This window comes from Herbidospora yilanensis (assembly GCF_001570565.1).
Lineage (GTDB): Bacteria > Actinomycetota > Actinomycetes > Streptosporangiales > Streptosporangiaceae > Herbidospora > Herbidospora yilanensis.
Window position 1 is genome coordinate 1 of sequence record NZ_BBXE01000015.1, and the last position, 22,027, is coordinate 22,027.

The window sequence follows — 22,027 nt, forward strand, 5'->3', positions numbered from 1 at the left end:
GATCATCTGATCGGGGCCTTCGGCGTTTCCGGGGTAGCCGGCCGTCCGGCCCTCTCGTTGGAAACAATGTCTTTCCCAGCCCGGCCGTATGGCCGGGCTTTGTCGTTCCATGGCCTTAGACGGCTCCGGTCAGGCGCGAGCGAGGTCGAGCAGATGGTGCGCCGCGGTCTTCGCGCCGTCGGTCCGGATCTCCCCGGCCAGCCCCGCCGCGTTGCTCGCGATGTCAGGCCACAGTGCTTCGCTCAAGGCCACGGTCAGGGATTCGGCCGTCGGGACACCGGGCGGGTGCGCGATGCCGATGCTCAGCCGGTGCACCCGCTGAGCCCAGTAGTACTGGTCATACATCTGAGGAACCACCACCTGGGGCGCACCTGCCAGGGCGGCCGCCGTCGTCGACAACACGTCCGAGCCGGGCTCGGCAGGCAGCAGGTCCGCCCAGCCCCGGGACAGGATCGCCCGCCGCCGGGTCGCCCTGGCCGCTTCGAGCATCGCCTCGGCCAGCCCTCGGGGAGCGCGGATGCTGCCGAAGCCGAAGTACACCGGCGGGTCCCCGGCGTCCAGGAACGCCGACAACTCGGGAGACAGGGGCCGGTGGTCGGGGAGCATCCACGCCCCGGTCTGCACGACCCCGCTGCCGGGCTCGGGCCACGGCCCGAGGGTCGGGTCGGCCGCCAGCAGGGGATGGTCGGCGAAGATGTGGCCGCGTACGTCGGACACGGGGGTAAGGCCCAGGGCGGTGCGGTGGTTGTTGAGCGCGGCTGCGAAGCCGGCCGTGAAGCGGGCGGCGTCTTGGTCCCACAGCGCCCGGTTGTCGCCGTCGACGGGCGGTCGGCCGGGGGAGGGGGCCGGCGAGTGGTGGACGGAGGGCAGGACGATCGGGCAGAAGGCCGTGAAGACGTATGGGATCTTCAGGACCTCGGCGACCGAGCGGGCGGCCACCTGGATGGCGGTGGCGGCCACGATGAGGTCGCAGTCCTTCGCGACCGCCATGACGGTCTCGAACTGGACCGTCACGGAGGCCTCGGCCAGGCGGCGGAGCTGCTCCGGCGACGGCGGCGTGGCGTTGGCGGGCGGAGTGGCGGCGGTCAGGGTGCGCAGCTCGGGGCCGATCGGGGTGACCGGCATGCCGAGGCTCTCGATCCAGCCTTGGAAGTCCGGTGGGACGCACAGGTGGACCTCCTGGCCGAGGGCACGGAGGTGCGTGGCGAGCGCCACCAGCGGCTGGACGTCGCCCCGTGAGCCGATGGTGGACAGCAGTACGCGCATGGGTGTCTTCCCCCTGGAAGTGGTTCGGGCCACCGATTGTGAGGGGTCACGGGGGTCTTGCGGCAAGCCGGGGCGTCCGCTATAGGTTGAAAGTGGCGGGGAGTATGAGGTGCCCCCGCAGTCTTCGCCTTCGGTGCTCATTCGGGCATTCCTGCATATATGGCGCTCCGGCGGGCATGGGTAGTCCCCATGATCCACGCAATTCGTCCGGGGGATCCGGTTGGTCACGCTCTGTGGTCGAAGTTCGTTGTCCAGCGAATTGATTCGGCGCTCGAATAATCCGTTTAGCGAATGCCGCATTTCCGCCACAATGGTGCTCATCGTCGATCTGGTTATCTGACCTTCCAGCAGGCGGAAGCTCGTCGGGTTACCCTTGAATGGCTGGTCGGTAAACGAATCTACGGTGCGGGCGCGCATGTCACGGGGCTACTGACGACCCGCGACAAAGAGAATCCCATGTATAGGCGTGTCGAGTCGCCATAAGAGAATGGTCGGTTAGCGTCCCTTGTGTCGGGACAAACCCGGAAAGGACGAAGCCGATGGGGGCAGTGCGCAAGGTAGCGACATACCTTGGCCTGGGCGGAGCCGAGCAATATTCGGAAGAGCCCTATGGGGAAGAGGAATACGACGACGATTGGATGCCGGCCTCCGAAAGGGCCGCGAAACGCTGGCAGCCGGCGGGCGAACCGTCGCGAATCGTGATGGTACGTCCGAGGAAGTACGACGACGCGCTCACCGTGGGCCGTCACTTCCGCGACGGCCACACGATCGTGATGGACGTCGCGACGATGTCGACCCTGGAGGCGACCAGAATGGTCGACTTCGCGGCCGGCCTCGCCTATGGCTGTGAGGGTCGCATCGAGCGGATCGCCGACAAGGTGTTCCTGCTCACGCCGTCGAACGTCGAAGTGACCACCGCTTAACGGTCACTTCGCCGAGCGGGTGGAGAGGCGACGCCGAGGCCTCTCACCACCCACCCCTCGCCGGCCCCTCCGCCGGCCGCACACGTACGTCCGTCCGACACCAGGGCATGTTCCGACCAGCCCCGACCGACCATTTCGACCCGGCTTGCGAAGGGATTCCGCAGGCCGGGTCTCTCATTTCCCCGGCCTTTTCCCGGAAAATCCGGATTCGCTTATCCGGCGCGTGGCCCGCGCTTCAGCAGTCGTCCCACTTCGGCGACGTCGGAAATCGCCTGGTCTCGGCGTGTTCTGGCCTCACGGGCATATTCGTGCAGGGCCCAGACCGCCGATGTGGCGAGTTCGTGGAGTTCGGCGACTTGGGCGTTGACCAACGCCAGATCGGCCTTCTCCCGGCCGCGGAACCGCCACAACAACCACGCCCCCAAAGCGCCCATTCCCACTCCGACGACCGCCAGGATCATCGAGAACACGAAACCGAGCGTGAAGACGACCAGGCCGCCGAGCGCGGCCAGATAGCCGGGCGTGGGTGAGGGCCGCCGGGGGATGTAGCCCGCCATTATGCGACGCTCCGCGTCGGCCATCGCCTCGCCGTCGGGGCCGTCGGGGCGCAGTGTGATCGAGTGGCCCAGGATCGGCAGCACCAGCGCCTCGGGCTGCTCGGCGTCGGTGCGGTCGGCGAGGTGTGCCGCGGCCGTGCTGATCGCGGGGGCCGCGACGTGGAGCGCGAGGGCGGCGAGGTAGGGGTCGGCGCCGGGCTTCAGGTCGTCGAGCAGGTGGCCGTTGAGCGAACTCAGCGGACCGTCGGCCTCGGGGGAGCCGACCAGGGCCGACAACACCGCCATCGGCTCGGTGTCGGGCCACACAGCGCGCGACTGGGGCAGCGCGCCCGTGGGCGGCGGTACGGAGGTGATCTCCTCGCAGCGGTGCCGGAGCCTGGCCAGCCGGGCCGCGGCCTGCACGGGGCCGCCCAGCGCCGGGATCTGGGCCAGCTCGGGGAAGTCGGCCAGCGACGGCGGGACCACCAGGCCCGGTTCGGCCGGCACGAGCGCCTTCAGCCACACGTCGTCGTCGTGGAGCACCTCGACCGCGTCGAGCTTGCGCAGCACGAAGATCTTCCCGGCCGGACCGTAGGCGCCGCGGGCGGCGGCCAGCCACAACGCGCGCTGGCCCGCCGTCACCGGGCGCTCGGAGGAAAGGTCGCCGAAGGCGGTGCCGAGCCACGAGGCGTGGATGCGGTCGCCGTGGCCGCAGACGGCTAAGGCCAGGCACAGGAACAGCGCCGTCTTGGCGCCGTCGAGCTGGGCCGCCTCCGACAGCGGCTCCATCGCGTCGTCGCCGCTGAGGATCAGCGCCAGAGCCCGCACGGCCGGGGAGAGCCAGTAGCCCGGGACGTCGATGGCCCCGGGCGGTGGCGGTGGCGCGCCGCCGTCGGCGGTGAGGTGGACGAGCAGCGCCTCGGCGTAGCGGTGCAGCTCGGTGGCGTCGGCGCTGCCGGACGACTCCGGCAGGGCTGTTACATCCATGCTCACGCGCTGACTCCCCCACGGCAGGTGGACGTCTGCTTTGCGTTCCGCAGACGCTCCCTTGACCGCGCCCACACTAGACGGCCGTGACCTGTTCGTGTTCTGAGGCGCGCCGATCCGTGGATTTCACATCCGCTCGGGCGCGGCGATCCCCAGGAGGTCGAGCCCCTGCAGCAGCACCCGGAGGGTGAGCTGCGACAGCGCGAGCCGTGACTGGCGCTCCTCCTCGGAGCCGGCCTTGAGCACCGGGCAGTTCTCGAAGAAGGTCGTGAACGCGCTGGCCAGGTCGAACAGGTAGGCGCAGAGGCGGTGAGGTTCGTTGCGCGCGCCCACCTCGGCGACGATCGGCCCGAAGCCCAGCAGTTCGAGGGCCAGGGCGCGTTCGGCCGGGTGGGTGATGACGATCGGGCCGTAGGAGGCGGCCGGGTCGTATCCGCCGCGCCGGAAGATGGAGCGGATGCGCGCGGTGGCGTACTGGAGGTAGGGGCCGGTGTTGCCGGTCAGGGCGAGCATGCGGTCGAAGTCGAAGACGTATTCGCTGTCGTGGCTGACCGACAGGTCGGCGTACTTGACCGCGCCCATGCCGACGGCGTGGGCGATCTCGGTGCGGGTGGCCTCGTCGTAGTCGCGGTCGCCCAGGACGGCGGCGGCCCGGGTCTCGGCCTCGTCGAGGAGTTCGAGCAGCTTGATGGACTTGCCGGCCCGGGTCTTGAACATCTTGCCGTCGCTGCCGAGCACGCTGCCGATCTGGATGTGCTCCGCCGAGACGTGGTCGGGCAGCCAGCCGGCCATCTTCGCCGAGGCGAACAACATCTGCATGTGGAGCGACTGGGTGACGCCGATGACGTAGAGGATGCGGTCGGCCTTCAGGTCCTGGACCCGGTAGCGCATGGTGGCCATGTCGGTGGTCGCGTAGCCGTAGCCGCCGTCGGATTTCCTGATCATGAACGGGAGCGGAGCGCCCTCGCGACCGGTGAAGCCGGGCGGGAAGACGCACAGCGCGCCGTCGCTGATCTCGGCGATGCCGCGTTCCTGGAGCTCGTCGCAGACCTGGGCGAGGGCGTGGTTGTACATGCTCTCACCGGCGATGTCGTCGTCGGTCAGGGTGACGCCGAGCTGGGTGTAGACCTTGTTGAAGTAGCGGACCGTGGCGTCCATGAAGATGCGCCACAGGCGCATCGTCTCGGGGTCTTCGGCCTGCAGGGTCACCACGCGGGCGCGGGCCCTGCGGTTGAACTCGGCGTCGGTGTCGAACTTGGCGCGGGCGGCCTGGTAGTAGTCGTTGCCGTTGCCGGCTTCGAGCTGCGCGACCGCGGCCTCCTCGCCGATGTCGAGGAGGTGCTCGATGAGCATGCCGAACGGGGTGCCCCAGTCGCCGAGGTGGTTCTGCCTGACGACGCGGTTGCCGAGATGCTCCTGTACGCGGACCAGCGCGTCGCCCACGACGGTGGTGCGCAGGTGGCCGACGTGCATCTCCTTGGCGGCGTTGGGCGCGGAGTAGTCGACCACGACCGTCTTCGACGGGAGCTCGCGCGCCACGCCGAGCCGGTCGTCGGTGAGCAGGGCGCCGGCCTCGGCGGCGATCCAGGTGTCGTGGAAGCGCAGGTTGAGGAACCCCGGGCCGCTCACCTCGACGGTGCCGGGCAGGTCGAGGTTGGCGGCGATCTCCTGGGCCACATCTCGCGGCGCGCGTCGGAGTCGCTTGGCCAGGCTCATCGCGACGTTCGCCTGGTAGTCGGCGAACTGGGAGGGCCTGATCAGCGGATCCTCGGCGGCGTATTCCTGGCCGAACGCGGTGGCCAGCGCCTGCTGGACACGCTCGGCGAGCACGAGTTGTGGGTCGGTCATACACAAAGCCTAGCGACGCGCAACCGCCGTCGTCGCCAGGGTTACCGCCGGTCGGAGAACCACAACCGGTGGGACCTGGGGATGGCCGCGATGCGCTCGCCGACCTTGCCGACGACCCCCTCCGCGGCCAGCCGGGCGGCCAGCTCGCAGGCGGCCGCGACGCCCTTGGCGCGGGAGGAACCGTGGGCGATCACCACGCAGCCGTTGAGGCCGAGCAGGACCGCGCCGCCGTGGGCCTCGGGGTCGAGGCGTTCGTAGAGGCCGCGCAGGCGGGGACGCTGGAGGAGGCCGCCGATCCTGGCCACGGCGCTGCCGTCGACGGCCTGGCGGAGCTGGCCGAAGGCGTAGCGGACGCTGCCCTCCATGGTCTTGAGCGCCACGTTGCCGGTGAAGCCGTCGGCGACGATGACCTCGACGCGGCCCGACAGCAGGTCGTGGCCCTCGACGTTGCCGGCGAAGTGGATGCCGGGGGCGGTCTCCAGCAGTTCGTGGGCCCGTTTGACGACCTTGTTGCCCTTCTCGGCCTCGGCGCCGATGGTGAGCAGGCCGACGCGGGGGTTGTCGTGGCCGAGGGCGGTGGCGACGTAGGCGACGCCCAGGTGGGCGAACTGCACCAGCATCTCGGGCTTGGCGTCGGCGTTGGCGCCCGCGTCGAGCAGGATCGTCGGGTGGGGGACGGTGGGCAGGGCGACCGCGATGGCGGGGCGCAGCACGCCCGGCTGGGTCTTGAGGCGCAGTTTGGCGGTGGCGACGACGCCGCCCGTCGAGCCCGCCGACACGACGGCGGACGCGTCGCCCCTCCTGACGAGGTGGCAGGCGACGGCGATGCTGGAGCGAGGGCGGCGGAGGCTGGCGAGCGCGCCTTCGTCCATGGAGATCGCCTCTTCGGCGCGGACGATGGGGATCTCGGAGGCGGCGCCGTACCGGGACAGGAGGTCGTGGAGCGGGCGGGGCTCGCCGACCAGCACGACCGGGACGCCGAGCTCCCTGACGGCCGCCACGGCCCCCGCCACGATCTGTTCTGGCGCGTGGTCGCCGCCCATGGCGTCGAGCGCGACCGGCGACGATACGGCCACAGCGCCATCCAATCGATCCGGGAATCTCAGTGAATGGTAGGCGGGGCGGGCTGATGCGCCGTCCGTCGGCTCGCGCTATCGGCGCAGATTCGAGTCCCACACCTTTCGGGACACGATGACCTTGGAGAAGGCCGCGTTGCCCGTCACCCGGATCACCGGGCCGTCGTCCTTCTCGCCGCCCGAGACGATGCGTTTGGCGAAGACCGCGTTGCCGTCGTCGATGACGTTGGCGTTGTCGGGCACCCGGATGATCACCTTGCTGAACGCGGCGCCGATGTCGACGGTGATCTCCCGGCCGGGCAGCACGGCGTCGCTCAGGTCGATGATCAGGGCGCCGAAGCGGGCCCGGAGCCGGAGGTGGCGGCCGGGCACCCAGCGGCCGTTCTTGATGACCTTGCTGAACGCGGCGGTGATGCTCTTGCGGCCGACGTCGGCCGGGGCGGCGTTCGCGATGGTGGAGGGCAGGTCTTCGGTGATGGGGACCAGTTCGCCCACGGTGACCGCGCCATAGGTGGCCTCAAGGCGGTCGGCGTGTTCGGCCGTGGTGAGGCGGCCGGTGGCCAGGCCCTCGGCGATGATCGCCGCGACCCGGTCACGGTCGGCGTCGGAGGCGCGCTGACCTGGGTCTTCTGTTGTCACATGTCTCAGATTACCCCTATTCGAGATATGTCGCGAGAGGGGAAATCATGACTACGGTCTTTACCAAATCCTGAATTCGGCTGTCGGGACGGTCCGATACCGGTATAGAGGATGCCCAGACGCCTGACAGGCCTCCTTGGTTTACACGAGATCGGAAAAACTACCGAGAAGGGAAGGCCGAGTGATCTTTAACGAGGGAACCCGCGGCTTCCGGGCTTACACGACGAAACATCTCGACGACCTGCTTCGCGAGAAGGCCGGGTTCGGCGAGGAGGCGCGGTTGCGGATCCGCGCGGTGGCGACGGTGCTGCCGTTCCGCACCAACGCCTATGTCGTCGAGGAGCTCATCGACTGGTCCGCGGTCCCGGACGACCCGATCTATCGGCTCGTCTTCCCACAAGAGGACATGCTGCCCGAAGCGGATGTCTCCCGTCTGGCGAACCTCATCAGGACGAACGCCCCGGTCAAGCAGTTGACCGCGGCGGCCAACGAGGTGCGCATGGGCCTCAACCCCCATCCGGCCGGGCAACTCGACCTGAACGTGCCCAAGATCGGCGACGAGCCGGTGCCGGGGATGCAGCACAAATATCCCGAGACCGTGCTGTTCTTCCCCAAGCAGGGGCAGACCTGCCACGCCTACTGCACCTACTGCTTCCGGTGGGCCCAGTTCATCGGCGAGCCCGACCTGAAGTTCGCCTCCGGCGACGTCGACGCCCTCGTCGGCTACATCCGCCGCCACCCCGAGGTGACGTCGGTGCTGTTCACCGGCGGCGACCCAATGATCATGGGAGAGCCGGTGCTGCGCCGTTACGTCGAGCCGCTGCTCGACCTGCCGCAGATCGACTCGATCCGCATCGGCACCAAGTCGCTGGCCTACTGGCCCGGCCGGTTCGTCACCGACCCCGACGCCGACGACACGCTCAAGCTGTTCGAGCAGGTGGTCAGGTCGGGCAAGAACCTCGCGTTCATGGCGCACTTCTCGCACCCTCGGGAGCTCGAACCCCAGGCGGTGGGTTCGGCGGTGCGGCGCATCCTGGACACCGGCGCCACGGTCCGGACCCAGGCCCCCCTCATCCGCACGATCAACGACGACGCGGCCACGTGGGCGCACATGTGGCGCCGGCAGAACGCGATGGGCATGGTGCCCTATTACATGTTCGTCGAGCGGGACACCGGGCCGCAGGACTACTTCGCGGTGCCCCTCGCCGACGCGTACGAGACCTTCAGAGACGCCTATGCCCAGGTCTCCGGTCTCTGCCGGACGGTCAGAGGGCCCTCGATGTCGGCCACCCCCGGCAAGGTCTGCGTCGACGGCGTGACCGAGATCAACGGGCAGCGGGTGTTCGTGCTCCACTTCATCCAGGCCCGCGACCCCGCCCTGGTCGGCCGTCCCTTCTTCGCCCGCTACGACCCCAGGGCCGTCTGGCTGACCGATCTGCGCCCCGCGTTCGCCGACCGGTTCCCGTTCGAGTCGGCGGCTCCGGTCGCGGCCTGACCCCAAGGAGACGGAAAACAATTGCCCTCGGCCCGGGAGCCGCGTTTACCGTGCCTTTCTCCCGGGCCGGATGTGAATTCCCATCATGTGCCGCCAAGTCGGGCGCCCTCCAGCCCTTCGGCGTTGTGACTCCCGGTCACCGGGCCGTTTCCCATGGTGATAGAAATTCGGCCTAGCCAATCGGCCGGCGCGAACCCGCGCCGGTTACGCGGGGGTTCTCGGTTCCCGTTCCCTGACCTGGGACGGGGCTCAGGAGGCATTTACATGAAGCGCATGATCAAGGCAGCACTCGTCGTCGCGACCTTTGGCGTCGCGGCTATGTTCGCCGCGCCCGCTCAGGCCGCGGACAACCCGATCTCGGGCCTGCTGGGCGGCATTCCGCTCGTCGGCGGCCAGCTCCCGGCCCTTCCGGGCGCCGACCTCGCCGGTGTCGCCGGCGCCGTGCCGGCCCCCGCCCCTGTCGCGGGCTGGAGCGAGCTGGTGCAGGCCACCCCGATGACCGCGCGCGGCAACGACGTCTCGACCCAGCTCGCCCCCGCGCTGGACGCCCTCACCGGCGCCGCGGGCCAGGTCGTCGGTGGGGCCGACCAGATCAGCGGTGCCAGCAAGGACCTGACCGGCTCGGCCACCCAGGTGAGCAAGGCCGCCCAGAACCTGTCGGGTGCGGTCAGGAACGTCGTCTCGGGCACCCGCTAAGTGCCTCTCGGACACGTTGGCGTGGCCACGTCAACGTTTCCGTACCTCTGACACATGAGAACGGCCGGTGCCTTCGGGAGGCACCGGCCGTTCTCAGTTTGCCCAGGGGCGCACCGACGTGCGCCTGGCGATCTGTGCCTGCAGTCTGGCCATCTGCCAGTGCAGTTCGATGAGCTGCTCGGTCAGCAGGGCAGGTGGAAGTTCAGACGGGTCTTCGTCGGCCAGATGATCGATGGCCGTCACCAGCTCACTCATCCCGCCCTCCCAGTGCATCGGCGTTCCTTAGATCGAATCCCCGTTCGAATCATAATGGAACACCGGGCGCAGCGGCATCAGCTTTCGTACACCGGTGCGATGAATCCCCGTGCGAGGGTGTGGGCGGTGATGTTGAAGCCCACCACGGCCGGGTTGGCGTCGGGGTCGACCCCGAGCTTGTCGGTGTCGAGGGCGTGCACCGCGAACAGGTAGCGGTGCGGCAGCCCGGGGGGAGGGGCGGCGCCGCCGTACTCCTTCAGGCCGTAGTCGTTCTTGGCGTGCACGGCGCCCTCCGGCAGCCCCGCGAAGCCGGGGCCGGTGCCGGCGCCCTCGGGGAGCTCGGTGACCGACGCCGGGATGTCGAACACGAGCCAGTGCCAGAAGCCGCTGCCGGTGGGGGCGTCGGGGTCGAAGCACGTGACCGCGAAGCTCTGGGTGCCCTCGGGGGCGCCCGACCACGTCAGGCGCGGCGAGACGTTCTCGCCGGAGAAGCCCCAGTCGTTGAAGACGTGGCGGTCGGGCAGCGTCGCGCCGTCGGCGAGCCCGGGGGCCTCGACGGTGAGCGCCGGGACCTCCGGCAGGTGGTCGTAGGGAATGGGTGCTGGCGTCGGCATGGCGCACTCCGCTCGGGATAGGTCGCGATCTTCCTGCGGGCCTATCCTCTACCACTCATGCCTTGTTGTAGGCGCCGATCACCTCGGTCGGGTCGCCGTCCATCTTGATCTTGCCCTTGTGCAGCCAGATGACCCGGTTGCAGGTCTCCTCGATGACGTCGAGGTTGTGGGCGACCAGGAAGACGGTGCCGGCCGACTCGCGCATCTGCATGATGCGCTTCTGGGAGCGCTTGCGGAACTCGCGGTCGCCGGTCGCCAGCGCCTCGTCGATCAGCAGCACGTCGTGGACCTTCGCCGACGCGATGGCGAACCGGAGACGGGCGCCCATGCCCGACGAGTAGGTGGACATGGGGAACTGGACGAACTCCCCGATGCCCGAGAAGTCGACGATCTCGTCGTACTTGGCCCGGACCTCCGAGGGCGTCATGCCCATCGCGTAGCAGCCGAGGGTGATGTTGCGCTCGCCCGTGAGCTCCTTCATCAGGGCGGCGTTCACGCCCAGGAGCGACGGCTGGCCGTCGGTGTAGACCGCGCCCGAATGGGGTGGCAGCAGGCCGGCGATGGCGCGCAGCAGGGTCGACTTGCCCGAGCCGTTGCGGCCGATGATGCCGATGGCGTCGCCGTGGCGGGCCACGAAGGAGACGCCCTTCACGGCGTGGACCTCGCGCATCTGCGGGCGGCCCTGACGCTTGACCAGCCGCAGCAGGGCGGTGGCGGCGTTGCCCTTCTCCTCGGCCGAGGTCGCGCCGTAGACCTTGTAGACGATGTGGAGGTCGTCGACGATGACGGTCGGAGTGCCGGTGGCCGACGACTTCTTGGTCGCCTCCTGCTCTTCGGCGGTCAACGGCCACACCCTTTCCATCGCCATCGGCTTCGCCTCAGCCACGTCCGTACCTCTCTTCGGCGCGCCAGAAGTACCAGAATCCGATGACAAGGGCGAACACGGCCCAGAATATGGCAGTCGTCCAGGCCCATTGGGGCGGGGTGTGGCCCTGGATGAGCAGGTCACGCATGAGCTCGATGTAGGCCGCGGCCGGGTTGAGCTCCATGATGTACTGCACGAACGCCAGGGACTCGGGCAGGTCGGCGACCCGGTCGGGGATGCTGAAGAAGACACCCGAGGCGTAGAGCCAGGTTCGCATGATGAACGGCAGCAACTGGTTCATGTCGCGGGCGAAGGCGCCGACGCGGGCCATGAAGAGGCTGGCCCCGATGTTGAAGGTGAGCTGGAGCAGCAGCGCGACCGGGATGAGCAGCCAGTAGAGGGTGAGCGGCTCCCCGGTGAGGAGCACGATGCCGATGAGCACCAGCATCGACCACAACAACTGCTGGAGTTCCTGCACCGCGTAGGCCAGGGGCAGCGCGGCCCGGGGGAAGTGGAGCGCCCGGATCAGCGACAGGTTGTTCGAGATCGACTTGGCGCCGCCGCTGACGGTCCGCTGGGTGAAGGTGAAGATGAAGACGCCGGTGATCAGGAAGGCCGTGTAGTTGGAGATGTCCTTCTTCTGATCGAGGATGACGCCGAACATCAGGTAGTAGACGCCGGCGTTCAGGAGCGGCGTGAGGAGCTGCCAGAGCTGGCCCAGCATCGACTGGCTGTATTTGGAGACGTTGCGCGAGGTCGCGTACTTGAGCACGAAGTGCCGGCGGGCCCAGAGTTGCCCCACGTAGAAAGGCAGGCTCGGGCGCGCGATCGCGCGACGGAGGCCGTGACGCTTGGCGAGCGCGGCCAGCGATTCCGTCGCTGCGCCGCCCTGCGCGTCCGCGACGGCGGAATCCGGCTGGCTCATGGCAAGGACTCTATTGGATGCTGGTGAACGAGAAGCCTGCGATGGTCATCCGTTGGCTCCTCGTGGGTTCGGGCGAAGCCGCCGGTGGCGGGGGTGCCACGGCTTGGTCAAAGGTAGCCCACCAGGTCCTGATATGGGGACAACGCCACGATCGGTACCGCAAAGGTCGTACCGTGGCTCCACCAGTACCGGGACATGTGTACCTTTGTGGGAGTTTTGGAGCCGTTTAAGAGGTTTGAGGCGACCTTCTTGGTATGCGTGTGACGCCCGACTGACGCACGTGTGACCGAACTGCAACGCAGCAGAGACAACACTGCGGTGTGTGGTGAGGGATGCTCGCGGACGACTGGCAGGGCGTCAGCTCGTTTGACCGTGTCTGCAAATCCGAGGTCCTCACGAGGGGCCGAGGGGGTGCCGGCCTGGACATCTCGCAGCTCAGCGCCAACGCCCATCCTTTGAGGGAGGATCTACTCACTATGCGCGTATTCAAGGGCGCACAGATCATCGCCGGCACTGCCGTGCTGGCGCTCGGCCTGGCCGCCTGTGGTGGCGGCGACGAGGCCCCCGACCCTGCCGCGGGTGGCGAGGGATCCGCCGCCGCGCCGATCGTCATTGAGATCGCCGAGCCGCAGCACGAGCTCGTCCCGGGCAACACCGCGGAGACCAGCGGCGCCGAGGTGCTCAACGCCCTGTTCATCGGCCTGGTCAACTACGACGCTGACAAGAAGCCGATCAACCAGATCGCCGAGTCCATCACCTCTGACGACCAGATCAACTGGACGATCAAGCTGAAGGACGGCTACAAGTTCCACGACGGCACGCCGGTCGACGCCCAGAGCTTCGTCGACTCCTGGAACTACACCGCCAACGGCGCCAACGCGTACGAGGCCAACTACTTCATGGGCTCCATCGCCGGCTACGCCGAGATGAACCCGGCCGACCCCGACGGCGACGGCCCGCAGGAGGCCCCCGCGGCCACCGCGACCACCCTTTCGGGTCTGAAGGTCGTCGACCCGCTGACCTTCACGGTCGAGCTGACCAACCCCTTCTCGGGCTTCCCGACGATGCTGGGCTACACCGCCTTCTACCCGATGCCCAAGGCCGCCTTCGGCCCTGACGGCAAGGTGACCGCCGCCTACGGCGAGTCGCCCATCGGCAACGGCCCCTTCAAGATGGCCAAGCCGTGGAAGCGCGGCGTCGAGACCAAGATCTCGCTGGTCCGCAACGACGACTACACCGAGGCCAAGGCCAAGGTCGAGGCCGTCGACTTCGCGATCTACACCGACCTGAACACCGCCTACCGCGACCTGCAGGCCGGCAACATCGACATCATGGACCAGCTCCCGGCCGAGGTCATCGCCTCCGCCAAGGCCGAGCTGGGCGACCGCTACATCGAGCAGCCCTCCTCGGGCATCGGCTACCTGGGCTTCCCGACCAAGGTCGGCGCCGACTACGCCAAGAGCCCCGAGCTGCGCAAGGCCATCTCGATGGCCATCGACCGCAAGACCATCACCGAGCAGGTCTTCTCCGGCACCCGTGTGCCGGCCGACGACTTCATCTCCCCGGTCGTCGCCGGTTACCGTCAGGGCGCCTGCGGCGAGGCCTGCACCTACGACCCGGTGAAGGCCAAGGAACTGTGGGACGCCAACGGCGGCGCGCAGGCCGGCACGATCGAGCTGGGCTACAACGCCGACGGCGGCCACAAGGAGTGGATCGAGGCCGTCGCGAACAACCTCCGCACCAACCTCGGCGTGAACGTCGAGCCGAAGCCGGTCGAGAAGTTCGCCACCATCCTCGACGACCTGGGCGCGGACAAGTGGAAGGGCCTCTTCCGGATGGCCTGGATCATGGACTACCCGTCGCCGGAGAACTACCTCAAGCCGATCTTCGCGGCCAACGCCAGCTCCAACTACTCGGGCTTCAACAACAAGGAGTTCGAGGAGCTGCTGAAGAAGGCCGACTCGGCTCCCACGGTCGAAGAGGGCATCGCCGCCTACCAGGCCGCTGACGACATCCTGCTGAAGGAACTGCCGTACATCCCGGTCTACTTCTACCAGACCAACGGCGCCTTCTCCTCGAACGTGAAGAACGTCAAGATCGACCCGTTCGAGCGCATCGACATCGTGAACGTCGAAAGGGCCTAAGACGGCATCCAACCCGGGCGGCCGAACCCCTTGAGCCGCCCGGGATGGACCTTCACTCTTGGGGCAGCCCTACTTGGTTGCAGTGGGGCTGCCCTTCGTCATGATCGGGAGACCGAATGGGCCGCTACGTTGTCAGGCGCCTGCTCCAGGCGATCCCTGTGCTGCTTGGCACCACGTTTCTCATCTTCACGCTCGTCTACTGGCTCCCCGGCGACCCCATCCAGGCTCTCGCGGGAGACCGGGCGGTCGACCCGGTGTTCCGGGCCACGATGCGTGAGATGTTCCACCTGGACGAACCCCTGGTAGTCCAGTACGGCTACTACGTCCAGGGCATCCTCTCCGGCGACTTCGGAACAACCTTCCGAGGGTTGCCGGTCTCGACCATTTTCGAGGGCAAGTTCCAGATCACCCTGAACCTGGCCATGACGGCCCTGGTGATCGAAGCGATCGTCGGCATCGGCCTCGGCCTCGTCGCCGCCCTGCGCCGCGGCAAGGCCGCCGACACGGCGATCCTCGCCTTCACGCTGCTGCTGGTGTCGATCCCGACGCTGGTCAGCGGCTTCGTGCTCCAGCTCGTGCTGGGGCTGCAACTGAAGACCTCCACGGGCATCGACTTCTTCCCCGTGGCCGGCACCTCCGAAGGCTGGCGCAGCTACCTGCTGCCGGGCATCGTGCTGGCCGGAACGTCGATCGCCTACCTGACCCGGCTGACCCGGACGAGCCTGATGGAGACACTGCGGGCCGACTATGTGCGGACTGCGGTCGCCAAGGGCATGCCGCGGCGGAGAGTGCTGGGCAGACACGCCCTGCGCAACTCGCTGATCCCGCTGGTCACCTATCTGGGCGCCGATCTCGGCACCCTGATGAGCGGCGCGGTGATCACCGAGACCATCTTCAACCTCAACGGCATCGGCCGCCAGCTCGTCGACTCGGTCTACTTGTCGGAGAACTCGGTGGTCGTCGGCATCGTGACCGTACTGGTGCTGATCTTCATCGCCGCCAACCTCGTCGTCGACCTCCTGTACGCCGTCCTCGACCCCAGGATCCGCTATGAGTGACACGCTCACCGAGCAGAAGCCCAAATCGGTCAAGCCGCCGAAGCAGAGGAAGCCGGCGAGCCTGTGGTCCGACGCGTGGTACGACCTGCGGCGGAGCAAGGTCTTCATCATCGCCGCCGTCATGATCGCGATCCTCGTGGTCATGTCGATCATTCCGGGTCTGTTCTCTTCGGTCAACGCATTTGATCCGAGCACGTGCGATCTGACCAAGGCCCGCCAGGGCGTGAGCGGGGCCCACTGGTTCGGCACCGACAACCTGGGCTGCGACACCTACTCGCGGGTCATCTACGGCGCCCGGATCTCGATCATGGTCGGCGTGTTCTCCACGCTGGTGACCACGCTCATCGGCGGCATCCTGGGCCTGCTGGCCGGGTTCTACGGCCGCTGGACCGACACGATCCTGTCCCGCGTCGCGGAGGTCTTCTTCGCGATCCCCTCGACCCTGGGCGCGCTGCTGATCCTGGCGCTCGTGGGCCGCGACAACGCGGGCATCTGGACCGTCGTGCTGGCCCTGTCGGTGCTCGCCTGGCCGATGGTGCTGCGCATCATGCGGGCGGCGGTCATGTCGGCCAAGAGCCAGGACTACGTCCTCGCGGCGAGGGCGCTGGGCGCCGGTCCCGGCCGGCTCATGAGCCGGCACATCCTGCCGAACGCCCTGGCGCCGGTGATCGTCGTGGCCACCATGAACATGGGCGTCTTCATCGCCGCCGAGGCCGCGTTGTCGTTCCTCGGCGTCGGCATCCAGTCGCCCGACATCTCGTGGGGTCTGATGATCGCCGACGCGCGCAACCGGTTCCTCCAGGCACCGGAGGCGCTGTTGTTCCCGGCCCTGTTCCTGAGCCTCACGGTGCTGGCGTTCGTCATGCTCGGCGACGCCGTCCGCGACGCTCTCGACCCGAAGCTTCGATAGGAGGGGTGGTCAGTGAAGAACCCGTCCGTCGACACGCACCTGCTTCCGGCCGACAGCGGCACGATCGGCACCGAGCCGCTGCTCGCGGTCGACAACCTGCACGTGGAGTTCTCCACGCGGCAGGGCGTGGCCCGCGCGGTCAACGGCGTGTCCTACGCGCTCAACGCCGGGGAGACCCTCGCGGTGCTGGGCGAGTCGGGCTCCGGCAAGTCGGTGACGGCCCAGGCGATCATGGGCATCCTCGACATGCCGCCGGCGCGCATCCCCAAGGGCGAGATCCGTTTCCGGGGGACCGACCTCCTCCAGTTGTCGGAGGCCCAGCGCAGCCAGATCCGCGGCCAGCAGATCGCGATGATCTTCCAGGACGCCCTCTCGGCGCTCAACCCGGTCTTCACCGTGGGCTGGCAGATCGCCGAGATGTTCCGCGTCCACAAGGGCATGTCGAAGAAGGCGGCCTACGCCAAGGCCGTCGAGCTGATGGACCGGGTCCGCATCCCGGCCGCCAAGCAGCGCGTCAACGACTACCCCCACCAGTTCTCCGGCGGCATGCGCCAGCGCATCATGATCGCGATGTCGATCGCGCTGGACCCCGAGGTGCTCATCGCCGACGAGCCCACGACCGCTCTGGACGTCACCGTGCAGGCCCAGATCATGGAGCTGCTGGCCGAACTCCAGCGCGAGAGCAACATGGGCCTGATCCTGATCACCCACGACCTCGGCGTCGTCGCCGACGTCGCGGACAAGATCGCGGTCATGTACGGCGGCCGCATCGTCGAGAACGCCCCGGTGCACGACATCTACCGCAACGCCGCGCACCCGTACACGAAGGGCCTGCTCGAGTCGATCCCCCGGGTCGACATGAAGGGCCAGGAGCTGTACGCCATCAAGGGCCTGCCGCCCAACCTGCTCGACATGCCGACGGGTTGTGCCTTCCACCCCCGCTGCCCGTTCCGCCAGGACGACTGCGTGACCGACGTCCCGGCGCTGCACGAGATCAGCGGCACGCGCAGCAGCGCGTGCCACTACTGGAGGGAGGTCCTCGATGGCACCGCAGGGTGACCCCATCCTCGAGGTCCGCGACCTGGTCAAGCACTTCCCGCTGACGCAGGGGATCGTGATGAAGCGCCAGATCGGCGCGATCAAGGCGGTCGACGGCGTCAGCTTCGACCTGCGCCGGGGCGAGACCCTCGGCGTGGTCGGCGAGTCGGGCTGCGGCAAGTCGACGCTGGCCAAGCTGCTGATGGCGCTGGAGAAGCCGACCTCGGGGTCGGTCAAGGTCAACGGCGAGCTCGTCGACGTCCACAAGGGCAGCAACCTGAAGCGGTTCCGGCGCAACATCCAGATGGTGATGCAGGACCCGTACACGTCGCTGAACCCGCGTATGACGGTCGGCGACATCATCGGCGAGCCCTACGAGATCCACACCGAGGTGGCGCCGAAGGGCGACCGCCGCAAGAAGGTGCAGGACCTGCTGGAGGTGGTCGGCCTCAACCCCGACCACATCAACCGCTACCCCCACCAGTTCTCCGGTGGTCAGAGGCAGCGCATCGGCATCGCCCGGGGGCTGGCGCTGCAGCCCGAGATCATCATCTGCGACGAGCCGGTCTCCGCGCTCGACGTGTCGATCCAGGCTCAGGTCATCAACCTGCTGGAGCGGCTGCAGTCGGAGTTCGGGCTGGCGTACATCTTCATCGCGCACGACCTGTCGGTGGTGCGGCACATCTCCGACCGCGTGGCGGTGATGTACCTCGGGAAGATCGTCGAGATCGGCAAGGACACCGAGATCTACGACAAGCCGAGCCACCCCTACACGCAGGCGCTGCTGTCGGCCGTGCCGGTGCCCGACCCGGAGGGCCGGGAGACGCGCGAGCGGATCATCCTCCAGGGTGACCCGCCGTCGCCGGCCAACCCGCCGTCGGGCTGCCGGTTCCGGACCCGGTGCTGGAAGGCGCAGGAGATCTGCGCCGTCGAGGAGCCGCTTCTCCAGATCCGTCCCGGTACGGACCACGAGAGCGCCTGCCACTTCGCCGAGGTCCACGACGTGGTGCACGCGTCGTAGGAAATCACCGTGAGTAATGGGAAAGGCCCCCGCTGGATCCAGGCGGGGGCCTTTTCGCAAGTGGCGCGTGAGAACTAGCGAACCGACACGGCGCTGACCGGCAGCAGGCCGGTGACGGAGCCGACGCCCGGGACGCTCGGGACCGAGGGCACCGGCAGGCCGGCGGTGGCGCCGCCGACGACCTGGCCGACCACGCCCGGCAGGCTCTTGACCAGGCCACAGACCGGCGCGAGCAGGGTGGCCAGCACGGGGAGGCCGGTGAGGTGCTCGGGCGACGACACGCACTGCGTGTTCAGCAGGTTCGTGACGGGCGTGTCGGCGTGCGCCATGCTGGCGGGGGCGACGACGACGAGACCAGCGGCGGCCGAGGTGACGACGATGCGGCGGATCATATGTGTTTCTCCCTGAGGTAAGTCCGGGCGGCTGAGCACGCGGATGACTACTCTGTGTAGTCAGAGACATGTCTACCCGGTCTTTCGTAAGGGGAGGACCCCCCATCCGGTCAGGGAGCGGCAAGGAAGCCGCAATGGTCAGGCGCGAAGCGCCAGCCTCGCCACCAACGCGGCGACAAGGAGCAACAGGGCAGACCAGATCAAGGGCCCCAAACCGGTAGATTCCGAAGGGCTCGCGACGCTCGCCTGCCGGGGTCGCGCCACCATCGCCGCCCGCCGGGGCGCCCCGGCCACCAGCAGCGCCCGCCGCGCGTTGGCCACCCGGTGCCCGTAGGCGTCGTCGCGCCGCCCCGTGTTGTGCCACACCGCGCCTTGGAGGATCGCCCGGCGCACGTCGCTCACGCCCATGCCCGGATGCCGGGCCTTCACGAGGGCGGCGATGCCCGCCACGAACGCGGCGGCCGAACTGGTGCCGTCGCCGACCACATAGGAGCCGTGGGCGTCGGCGCTGACGATGCCGGTGCCGGGAGCGGTCACCGAGACGTAGCCGCGCCGGTTGGAGAAGGGCGCCGGGGCGAGCCTCTGGTCGACCGCGCCGACCGCGATCACCCCCGGGTAGGCGGCCGGATAGGTCGGCCGGTTGGCTCCCGCGCCGTCGTTGCCGGCCGACGCCACCAGGACCACACCCTTCGACAGGGCGTAGCGGACCGCCGCCGCCTCGTCGGCGTTGCCCTGGTAGCTGCCGTCGGCGCCGCCGAGAGACATGCTGACCACGTCGGCCCCGTGGTCGACGGCCCACCGGATGCCCGCGGCGACCGCGCCCCTGACCCGCCGCGCGACGTGAGGGTCGGCGCGGGCCGGGTCGTGGGTCTCCAGGGTCACCCGGATCGAGAGCACCGTCGCGCGGGGGGCCACCCCGACCACCCCGAGGTCTCCGCCGGGGCCGTGGCCGCGCCCGGCGATCAGGCCGGCCATCGACGTGCCGTGATGGCCGATGCGGGTGGTCCCGGCCCCCGTCAGGTCGGGACCCTCGACGACCGCGCCGGCCAGGTCGGGGTGGCGGGCGTCGACGCCGGTGTCGAGGACGGCCACCGTGACGCCCTCGCCCCGGCTGAGCTCCCATGCGGCCGGTACGCCCATGACCTCCAACGGCCACTGCCGCTCCCGGGCCGCCGCCCCCGCGTCGTCGCCGAGCGCGGGGGGCACGACGACGAATCCGGCGAGCAGGCAGACCGCGGCAAGCAGCACGAACGGCTTGGCCAGGAAGGTCACGGCGGCCTATTCTGGCACGCTCACGCCCGCGAATCTGACCTTTCCGTGAACATTCAAATACAGTGCGTTATGTCCGGGCGGGAGAAAGACGTACGTGCGCACCCGGCGGCAGGCCCAGCCGCTGGGCGGCGTCGCCGGCGTTGACGGCCACGGCCACCAGGCCGGCCGAGTCGGTGAAGGCCACCAGGTCGCCCGGCGGAACCGCGGCGAACGTGTCGCGGTAGGGCACGGCGAGCTGGCGGCGGCCCAGCCAGACCGCCAGGGTGTCGCCGTCGCGCACGCCGAGGAAACCGAGGTCCGCGGCGGTGATGGAGAGCTGGACGTTGCCGTGGCGGTCGACCGACAGCACCTCGCCCTCGCACGCGCCGTCGCGCAGCCGGGAGGTCGGCTCGGGCAGCGTCACCAGCTCGCGCGGGGGGATGGGAGTGCCGAGCCCGGCCAGTTCGCGGCCCGCCACCACGTGGGCGGCGACCGGGCAGAAGATGTCACGCCCGTGGAAGGTCCGGGACACCGGCTTGAGCCAGACGTCCTCGTTGGTCAGCTCGTAGGCCCCGGTCGCGCCGCCGACGGCGTGCACCGCCCACGAGAGCACCCCGTTGTCGGGCCCCACGAACACCCGCCCGCCCGCCTCGATCGCGACCGCTCGGCGGGTGCTCGACCCCACCGACGGGTCGACCACCGCGATGTGCACTCCACGGGGCAGGTAGGGGATCGTCTGGGCGAGGATCGCGGCCCCGCGCCGCACGTCGCCCGCCGGGACGAGATGGCCGACGTCGATGATCCGGGCCTCGGGGGCGATGCCGGCGATAACGCCGTGACACGCGGCCACGAAACCGTCTTCGAGACCGTAGTCGGTCAGGAGAGTGATAACAGGCGTCACACCTGGTGACATTACGTTGCCGCCCCGGAAGATGGCGACAGTTAGCATGGCCCGTGTGGACGGTCTCTCCCCTCAAGACAGGGACATCCTCGCGTTCGAGGGCGGCTGGTGGCGTCACCCGGGGGCGAAGGAGCAGGCGATCAAAGACACCTTCGGCATGTCCACCACCCGCTACTACCAGGTGCTCGCCGGTCTGATCGACCGCCCCGAGGCGCTGGCCGCCGATCCGGCGCTCGTCAACCGCCTGCGCGAGCGCCGCGACGCCCGCCGCCGTGGACGCGGCCGGTCGGTCTGAGTTCAGATCGCGTTAACCTGCGATTGACAGAGTGACCATCGCGCGACGAAAGGGGCGAAACGTGGGGGACATGCCGGACGTCCGGACCGAAAGCGGCCGGGCCGGCCTTGAGGCGATGGTGAACGACCCGGGCGGCGCGGTCATCGGCCTCGACTTCGACGGCACCCTGTCCCCGATCGTCGCCGACCCCTCCGCCGCCTGGATCCACCCCGCCGCGCCGGCCGCGCTGATCCGGCTGGCCGAGGTGGTGCGCCGCGTCGCGGTCGTCACCGGCCGCCCGCCGGGCACCGCGCTCGCCCTGGGCGACACCCCCGACGGCCCCGACCTGGTCGAGGTCCCGGGCCTGGTCATCCTGGGGCAGTACGGCATCGAGCGCTGGGAGGGCGGGGAGATCACCTCCCCGCCGCCGCCCGCCGGGCTGACGAGGATCCGCGCCGAGCTGCCCGGCCTGCTGGCGGGCCACGAGGGCGTGACGATCGAAGACAAGGGGCGCGCGCTGGCCGTCCACACCCGCGGTTGTCCCGACCCCGACGCGGCGCTGGAGGCGCTGCGTCAGCCGCTCGGCGAGCTGGCCGCCGCCAACGGGCTGGTGGTCGAGCCCGGCCGCAAGGTGCTGGAGCTGCGCGGCCCCGGCGTCGACAAGGGCAAGGCGCTCAAGGAACTGCTCATCGCCGAGCGGGCCCGCTCGGTCATGTTCGTCGGCGACGACCTGGGCGACCTGGCCGCCTTCGAGGCGGTCGCCTCGGTGAACATCCCGGGTGTGCGGGTCTGCTCCGGCTCCGCCGAGGTGACCGCGCTGGCCGAGCAGGCCGACGTCGTGGTCGACGGGCCCGACGGCGTCGTGGCGTTCCTGGAACAGGTCCTCAAGTCGATTGCAAGCCGCGAGCAGTAG

Annotated in this window: 22 protein-coding genes; 10 read left to right on the plus strand and 12 right to left on the minus strand. The window is 69.0% G+C overall.

The genetic code is table 11. The features are described from left to right. Window positions 1–129: 129 nt before the first annotated feature. Window positions 130–1,266, minus strand: coding sequence for a glycosyltransferase (locus tag AW273_RS06295; RefSeq protein ID WP_062346189.1), 1,137 nt, complete (start codon window positions 1,264–1,266; stop codon window positions 130–132). A gap of 539 nt (window positions 1,267–1,805) precedes the next feature. On the opposite strand from AW273_RS06295, the gene AW273_RS06300 reads away from it, so the two are divergent. Then, the gene (locus AW273_RS06300) at window positions 1,806–2,189 is read left to right on the plus strand and encodes a cell division protein SepF (protein ID WP_030452194.1); all 384 of its coding nucleotides are present in this window, start codon (window positions 1,806–1,808) and stop codon (window positions 2,187–2,189) included. A 212-nt stretch (window positions 2,190–2,401) separates the two neighbouring features. Here AW273_RS06300 and AW273_RS06305 read toward each other — a convergent pair whose 3' ends face one another. From AW273_RS06305 to AW273_RS06320, 4 genes are all read right to left on the minus strand, one after another. Next, window positions 2,402–3,712, minus strand: coding sequence for a hypothetical protein (locus AW273_RS06305; RefSeq protein ID WP_232327113.1), 1,311 nt, complete (start codon window positions 3,710–3,712; stop codon window positions 2,402–2,404). Window positions 3,713–3,838: 126 nt separating this feature from the next. Next, window positions 3,839–5,560, minus strand: a complete 1,722-nt coding sequence (gene argS / locus AW273_RS06310) for an arginine--tRNA ligase (RefSeq protein ID WP_062346191.1) — start codon at window positions 5,558–5,560, stop codon at window positions 3,839–3,841. A 41-nt stretch (window positions 5,561–5,601) separates the two neighbouring features. Then, window positions 5,602–6,603 (minus strand): phosphate acyltransferase PlsX, encoded by a 1,002-nt coding sequence (gene plsX, locus AW273_RS06315; protein ID WP_062346742.1) that lies wholly within the window; start codon window positions 6,601–6,603, stop codon window positions 5,602–5,604. Window positions 6,604–6,711: 108 nt separating this feature from the next. Continuing rightward, on the minus strand, window positions 6,712–7,275 hold the full coding sequence (locus AW273_RS06320) for a DUF1707 SHOCT-like domain-containing protein (RefSeq protein WP_062346193.1): 564 nt from the start codon (window positions 7,273–7,275) through the stop codon (window positions 6,712–6,714). Window positions 7,276–7,456: 181 nt separating this feature from the next. Here AW273_RS06320 and AW273_RS06325 point away from each other — a divergent pair, with 181 nt between their 5' ends. Together AW273_RS06325 and AW273_RS06330 are read left to right on the plus strand one after the other, a co-directional pair. Next, complete coding sequence (locus tag AW273_RS06325) at window positions 7,457–8,770, plus strand: KamA family radical SAM protein (protein WP_062346195.1); 1,314 nt, start codon at window positions 7,457–7,459, stop codon at window positions 8,768–8,770. A gap of 264 nt (window positions 8,771–9,034) precedes the next feature. Next, window positions 9,035–9,466 (plus strand): hypothetical protein, encoded by a 432-nt coding sequence (locus AW273_RS06330; protein WP_062346197.1) that lies wholly within the window; start codon window positions 9,035–9,037, stop codon window positions 9,464–9,466. Window positions 9,467–9,559: 93 nt separating this feature from the next. Here the strand turns inward: AW273_RS06330 and AW273_RS37780 are convergent, their stop codons facing one another. The 4 genes from AW273_RS37780 to AW273_RS06350 form a co-directional block, all read right to left on the minus strand. Then, a complete protein-coding gene (locus AW273_RS37780) occupies window positions 9,560–9,721 on the minus strand; it encodes a hypothetical protein (protein ID WP_232327115.1) in 162 nt (53 codons plus the stop codon). 77 nt (window positions 9,722–9,798) lie between these two features. Then, window positions 9,799–10,335, minus strand: coding sequence for a YbhB/YbcL family Raf kinase inhibitor-like protein (locus tag AW273_RS06340; RefSeq protein ID WP_062346201.1), 537 nt, complete (start codon window positions 10,333–10,335; stop codon window positions 9,799–9,801). Window positions 10,336–10,390: 55 nt separating this feature from the next. Next, window positions 10,391–11,197 (minus strand): ABC transporter ATP-binding protein, encoded by an 807-nt coding sequence (locus AW273_RS06345; RefSeq protein ID WP_083949590.1) that lies wholly within the window; start codon window positions 11,195–11,197, stop codon window positions 10,391–10,393. 16 nt (window positions 11,198–11,213) lie between these two features. Then, the gene (locus AW273_RS06350; protein WP_062346203.1) at window positions 11,214–12,125 is read right to left on the minus strand and encodes an ABC transporter permease; all 912 of its coding nucleotides are present in this window, start codon (window positions 12,123–12,125) and stop codon (window positions 11,214–11,216) included. A 476-nt stretch (window positions 12,126–12,601) separates the two neighbouring features. On the opposite strand from AW273_RS06350, the gene AW273_RS06355 reads away from it, so the two are divergent. The 5 genes from AW273_RS06355 to AW273_RS06375 all read left to right on the plus strand — a co-directional run bounded on the left by AW273_RS06355 (window position 12,602) and on the right by AW273_RS06375 (window position 18,296). Further along, window positions 12,602–14,269 carry a peptide ABC transporter substrate-binding protein gene (locus AW273_RS06355; protein WP_062346205.1) on the plus strand — a complete coding sequence of 556 codons (1,668 nt, stop codon included), beginning with the start codon at window positions 12,602–12,604 and terminating at the stop codon, window positions 14,267–14,269. Between the two features lie 116 nt (window positions 14,270–14,385). After that, on the plus strand, window positions 14,386–15,327 hold the full coding sequence (locus AW273_RS06360; protein WP_062346207.1) for an ABC transporter permease: 942 nt from the start codon (window positions 14,386–14,388) through the stop codon (window positions 15,325–15,327). Further along, a complete protein-coding gene (locus AW273_RS06365) occupies window positions 15,320–16,237 on the plus strand; it encodes an ABC transporter permease (protein WP_062346209.1) in 918 nt (305 codons plus the stop codon). Before AW273_RS06360 ends, AW273_RS06365 begins: the two co-directional genes overlap by 8 nt. A 12-nt stretch (window positions 16,238–16,249) precedes the next feature. Continuing rightward, window positions 16,250–17,296: an ABC transporter ATP-binding protein gene (locus tag AW273_RS06370; RefSeq protein ID WP_062346217.1), complete on the plus strand. Its 1,047-nt coding sequence runs from the start codon at window positions 16,250–16,252 to the stop codon at window positions 17,294–17,296. Further along, a complete protein-coding gene (locus AW273_RS06375; protein ID WP_062346219.1) occupies window positions 17,280–18,296 on the plus strand; it encodes an ABC transporter ATP-binding protein in 1,017 nt (338 codons plus the stop codon). The genes AW273_RS06370 and AW273_RS06375 overlap by 17 nt, the downstream gene beginning before the upstream one ends. Window positions 18,297–18,370: 74 nt before the next feature. Here AW273_RS06375 and AW273_RS06380 read toward each other — a convergent pair whose 3' ends face one another. The 3 genes from AW273_RS06380 to AW273_RS06390 form a co-directional block, all read right to left on the minus strand. Then, window positions 18,371–18,688 carry a hypothetical protein gene (locus AW273_RS06380; protein WP_062346221.1) on the minus strand — a complete coding sequence of 106 codons (318 nt, stop codon included), beginning with the start codon at window positions 18,686–18,688 and terminating at the stop codon, window positions 18,371–18,373. A 138-nt stretch (window positions 18,689–18,826) separates the two neighbouring features. Then, window positions 18,827–19,960 carry a S8 family serine peptidase gene (locus tag AW273_RS06385; RefSeq protein ID WP_062346223.1) on the minus strand — a complete coding sequence of 378 codons (1,134 nt, stop codon included), beginning with the start codon at window positions 19,958–19,960 and terminating at the stop codon, window positions 18,827–18,829. Between the two features lie 67 nt (window positions 19,961–20,027). Then, window positions 20,028–20,840 carry an SAM hydrolase/SAM-dependent halogenase family protein gene (locus AW273_RS06390; RefSeq protein ID WP_232327119.1) on the minus strand — a complete coding sequence of 271 codons (813 nt, stop codon included), beginning with the start codon at window positions 20,838–20,840 and terminating at the stop codon, window positions 20,028–20,030. Between the two features lie 46 nt (window positions 20,841–20,886). On the opposite strand from AW273_RS06390, the gene AW273_RS06395 reads away from it, so the two are divergent. Both AW273_RS06395 and otsB read left to right on the plus strand, forming a co-directional pair. Continuing rightward, window positions 20,887–21,135 (plus strand): DUF3263 domain-containing protein, encoded by a 249-nt coding sequence (locus AW273_RS06395; RefSeq protein WP_369409028.1) that lies wholly within the window; start codon window positions 20,887–20,889, stop codon window positions 21,133–21,135. Between the two features lie 70 nt (window positions 21,136–21,205). Continuing rightward, window positions 21,206–22,027 (plus strand): trehalose-phosphatase, encoded by an 822-nt coding sequence (otsB, locus tag AW273_RS06400; RefSeq protein ID WP_062346230.1) that lies wholly within the window; start codon window positions 21,206–21,208, stop codon window positions 22,025–22,027.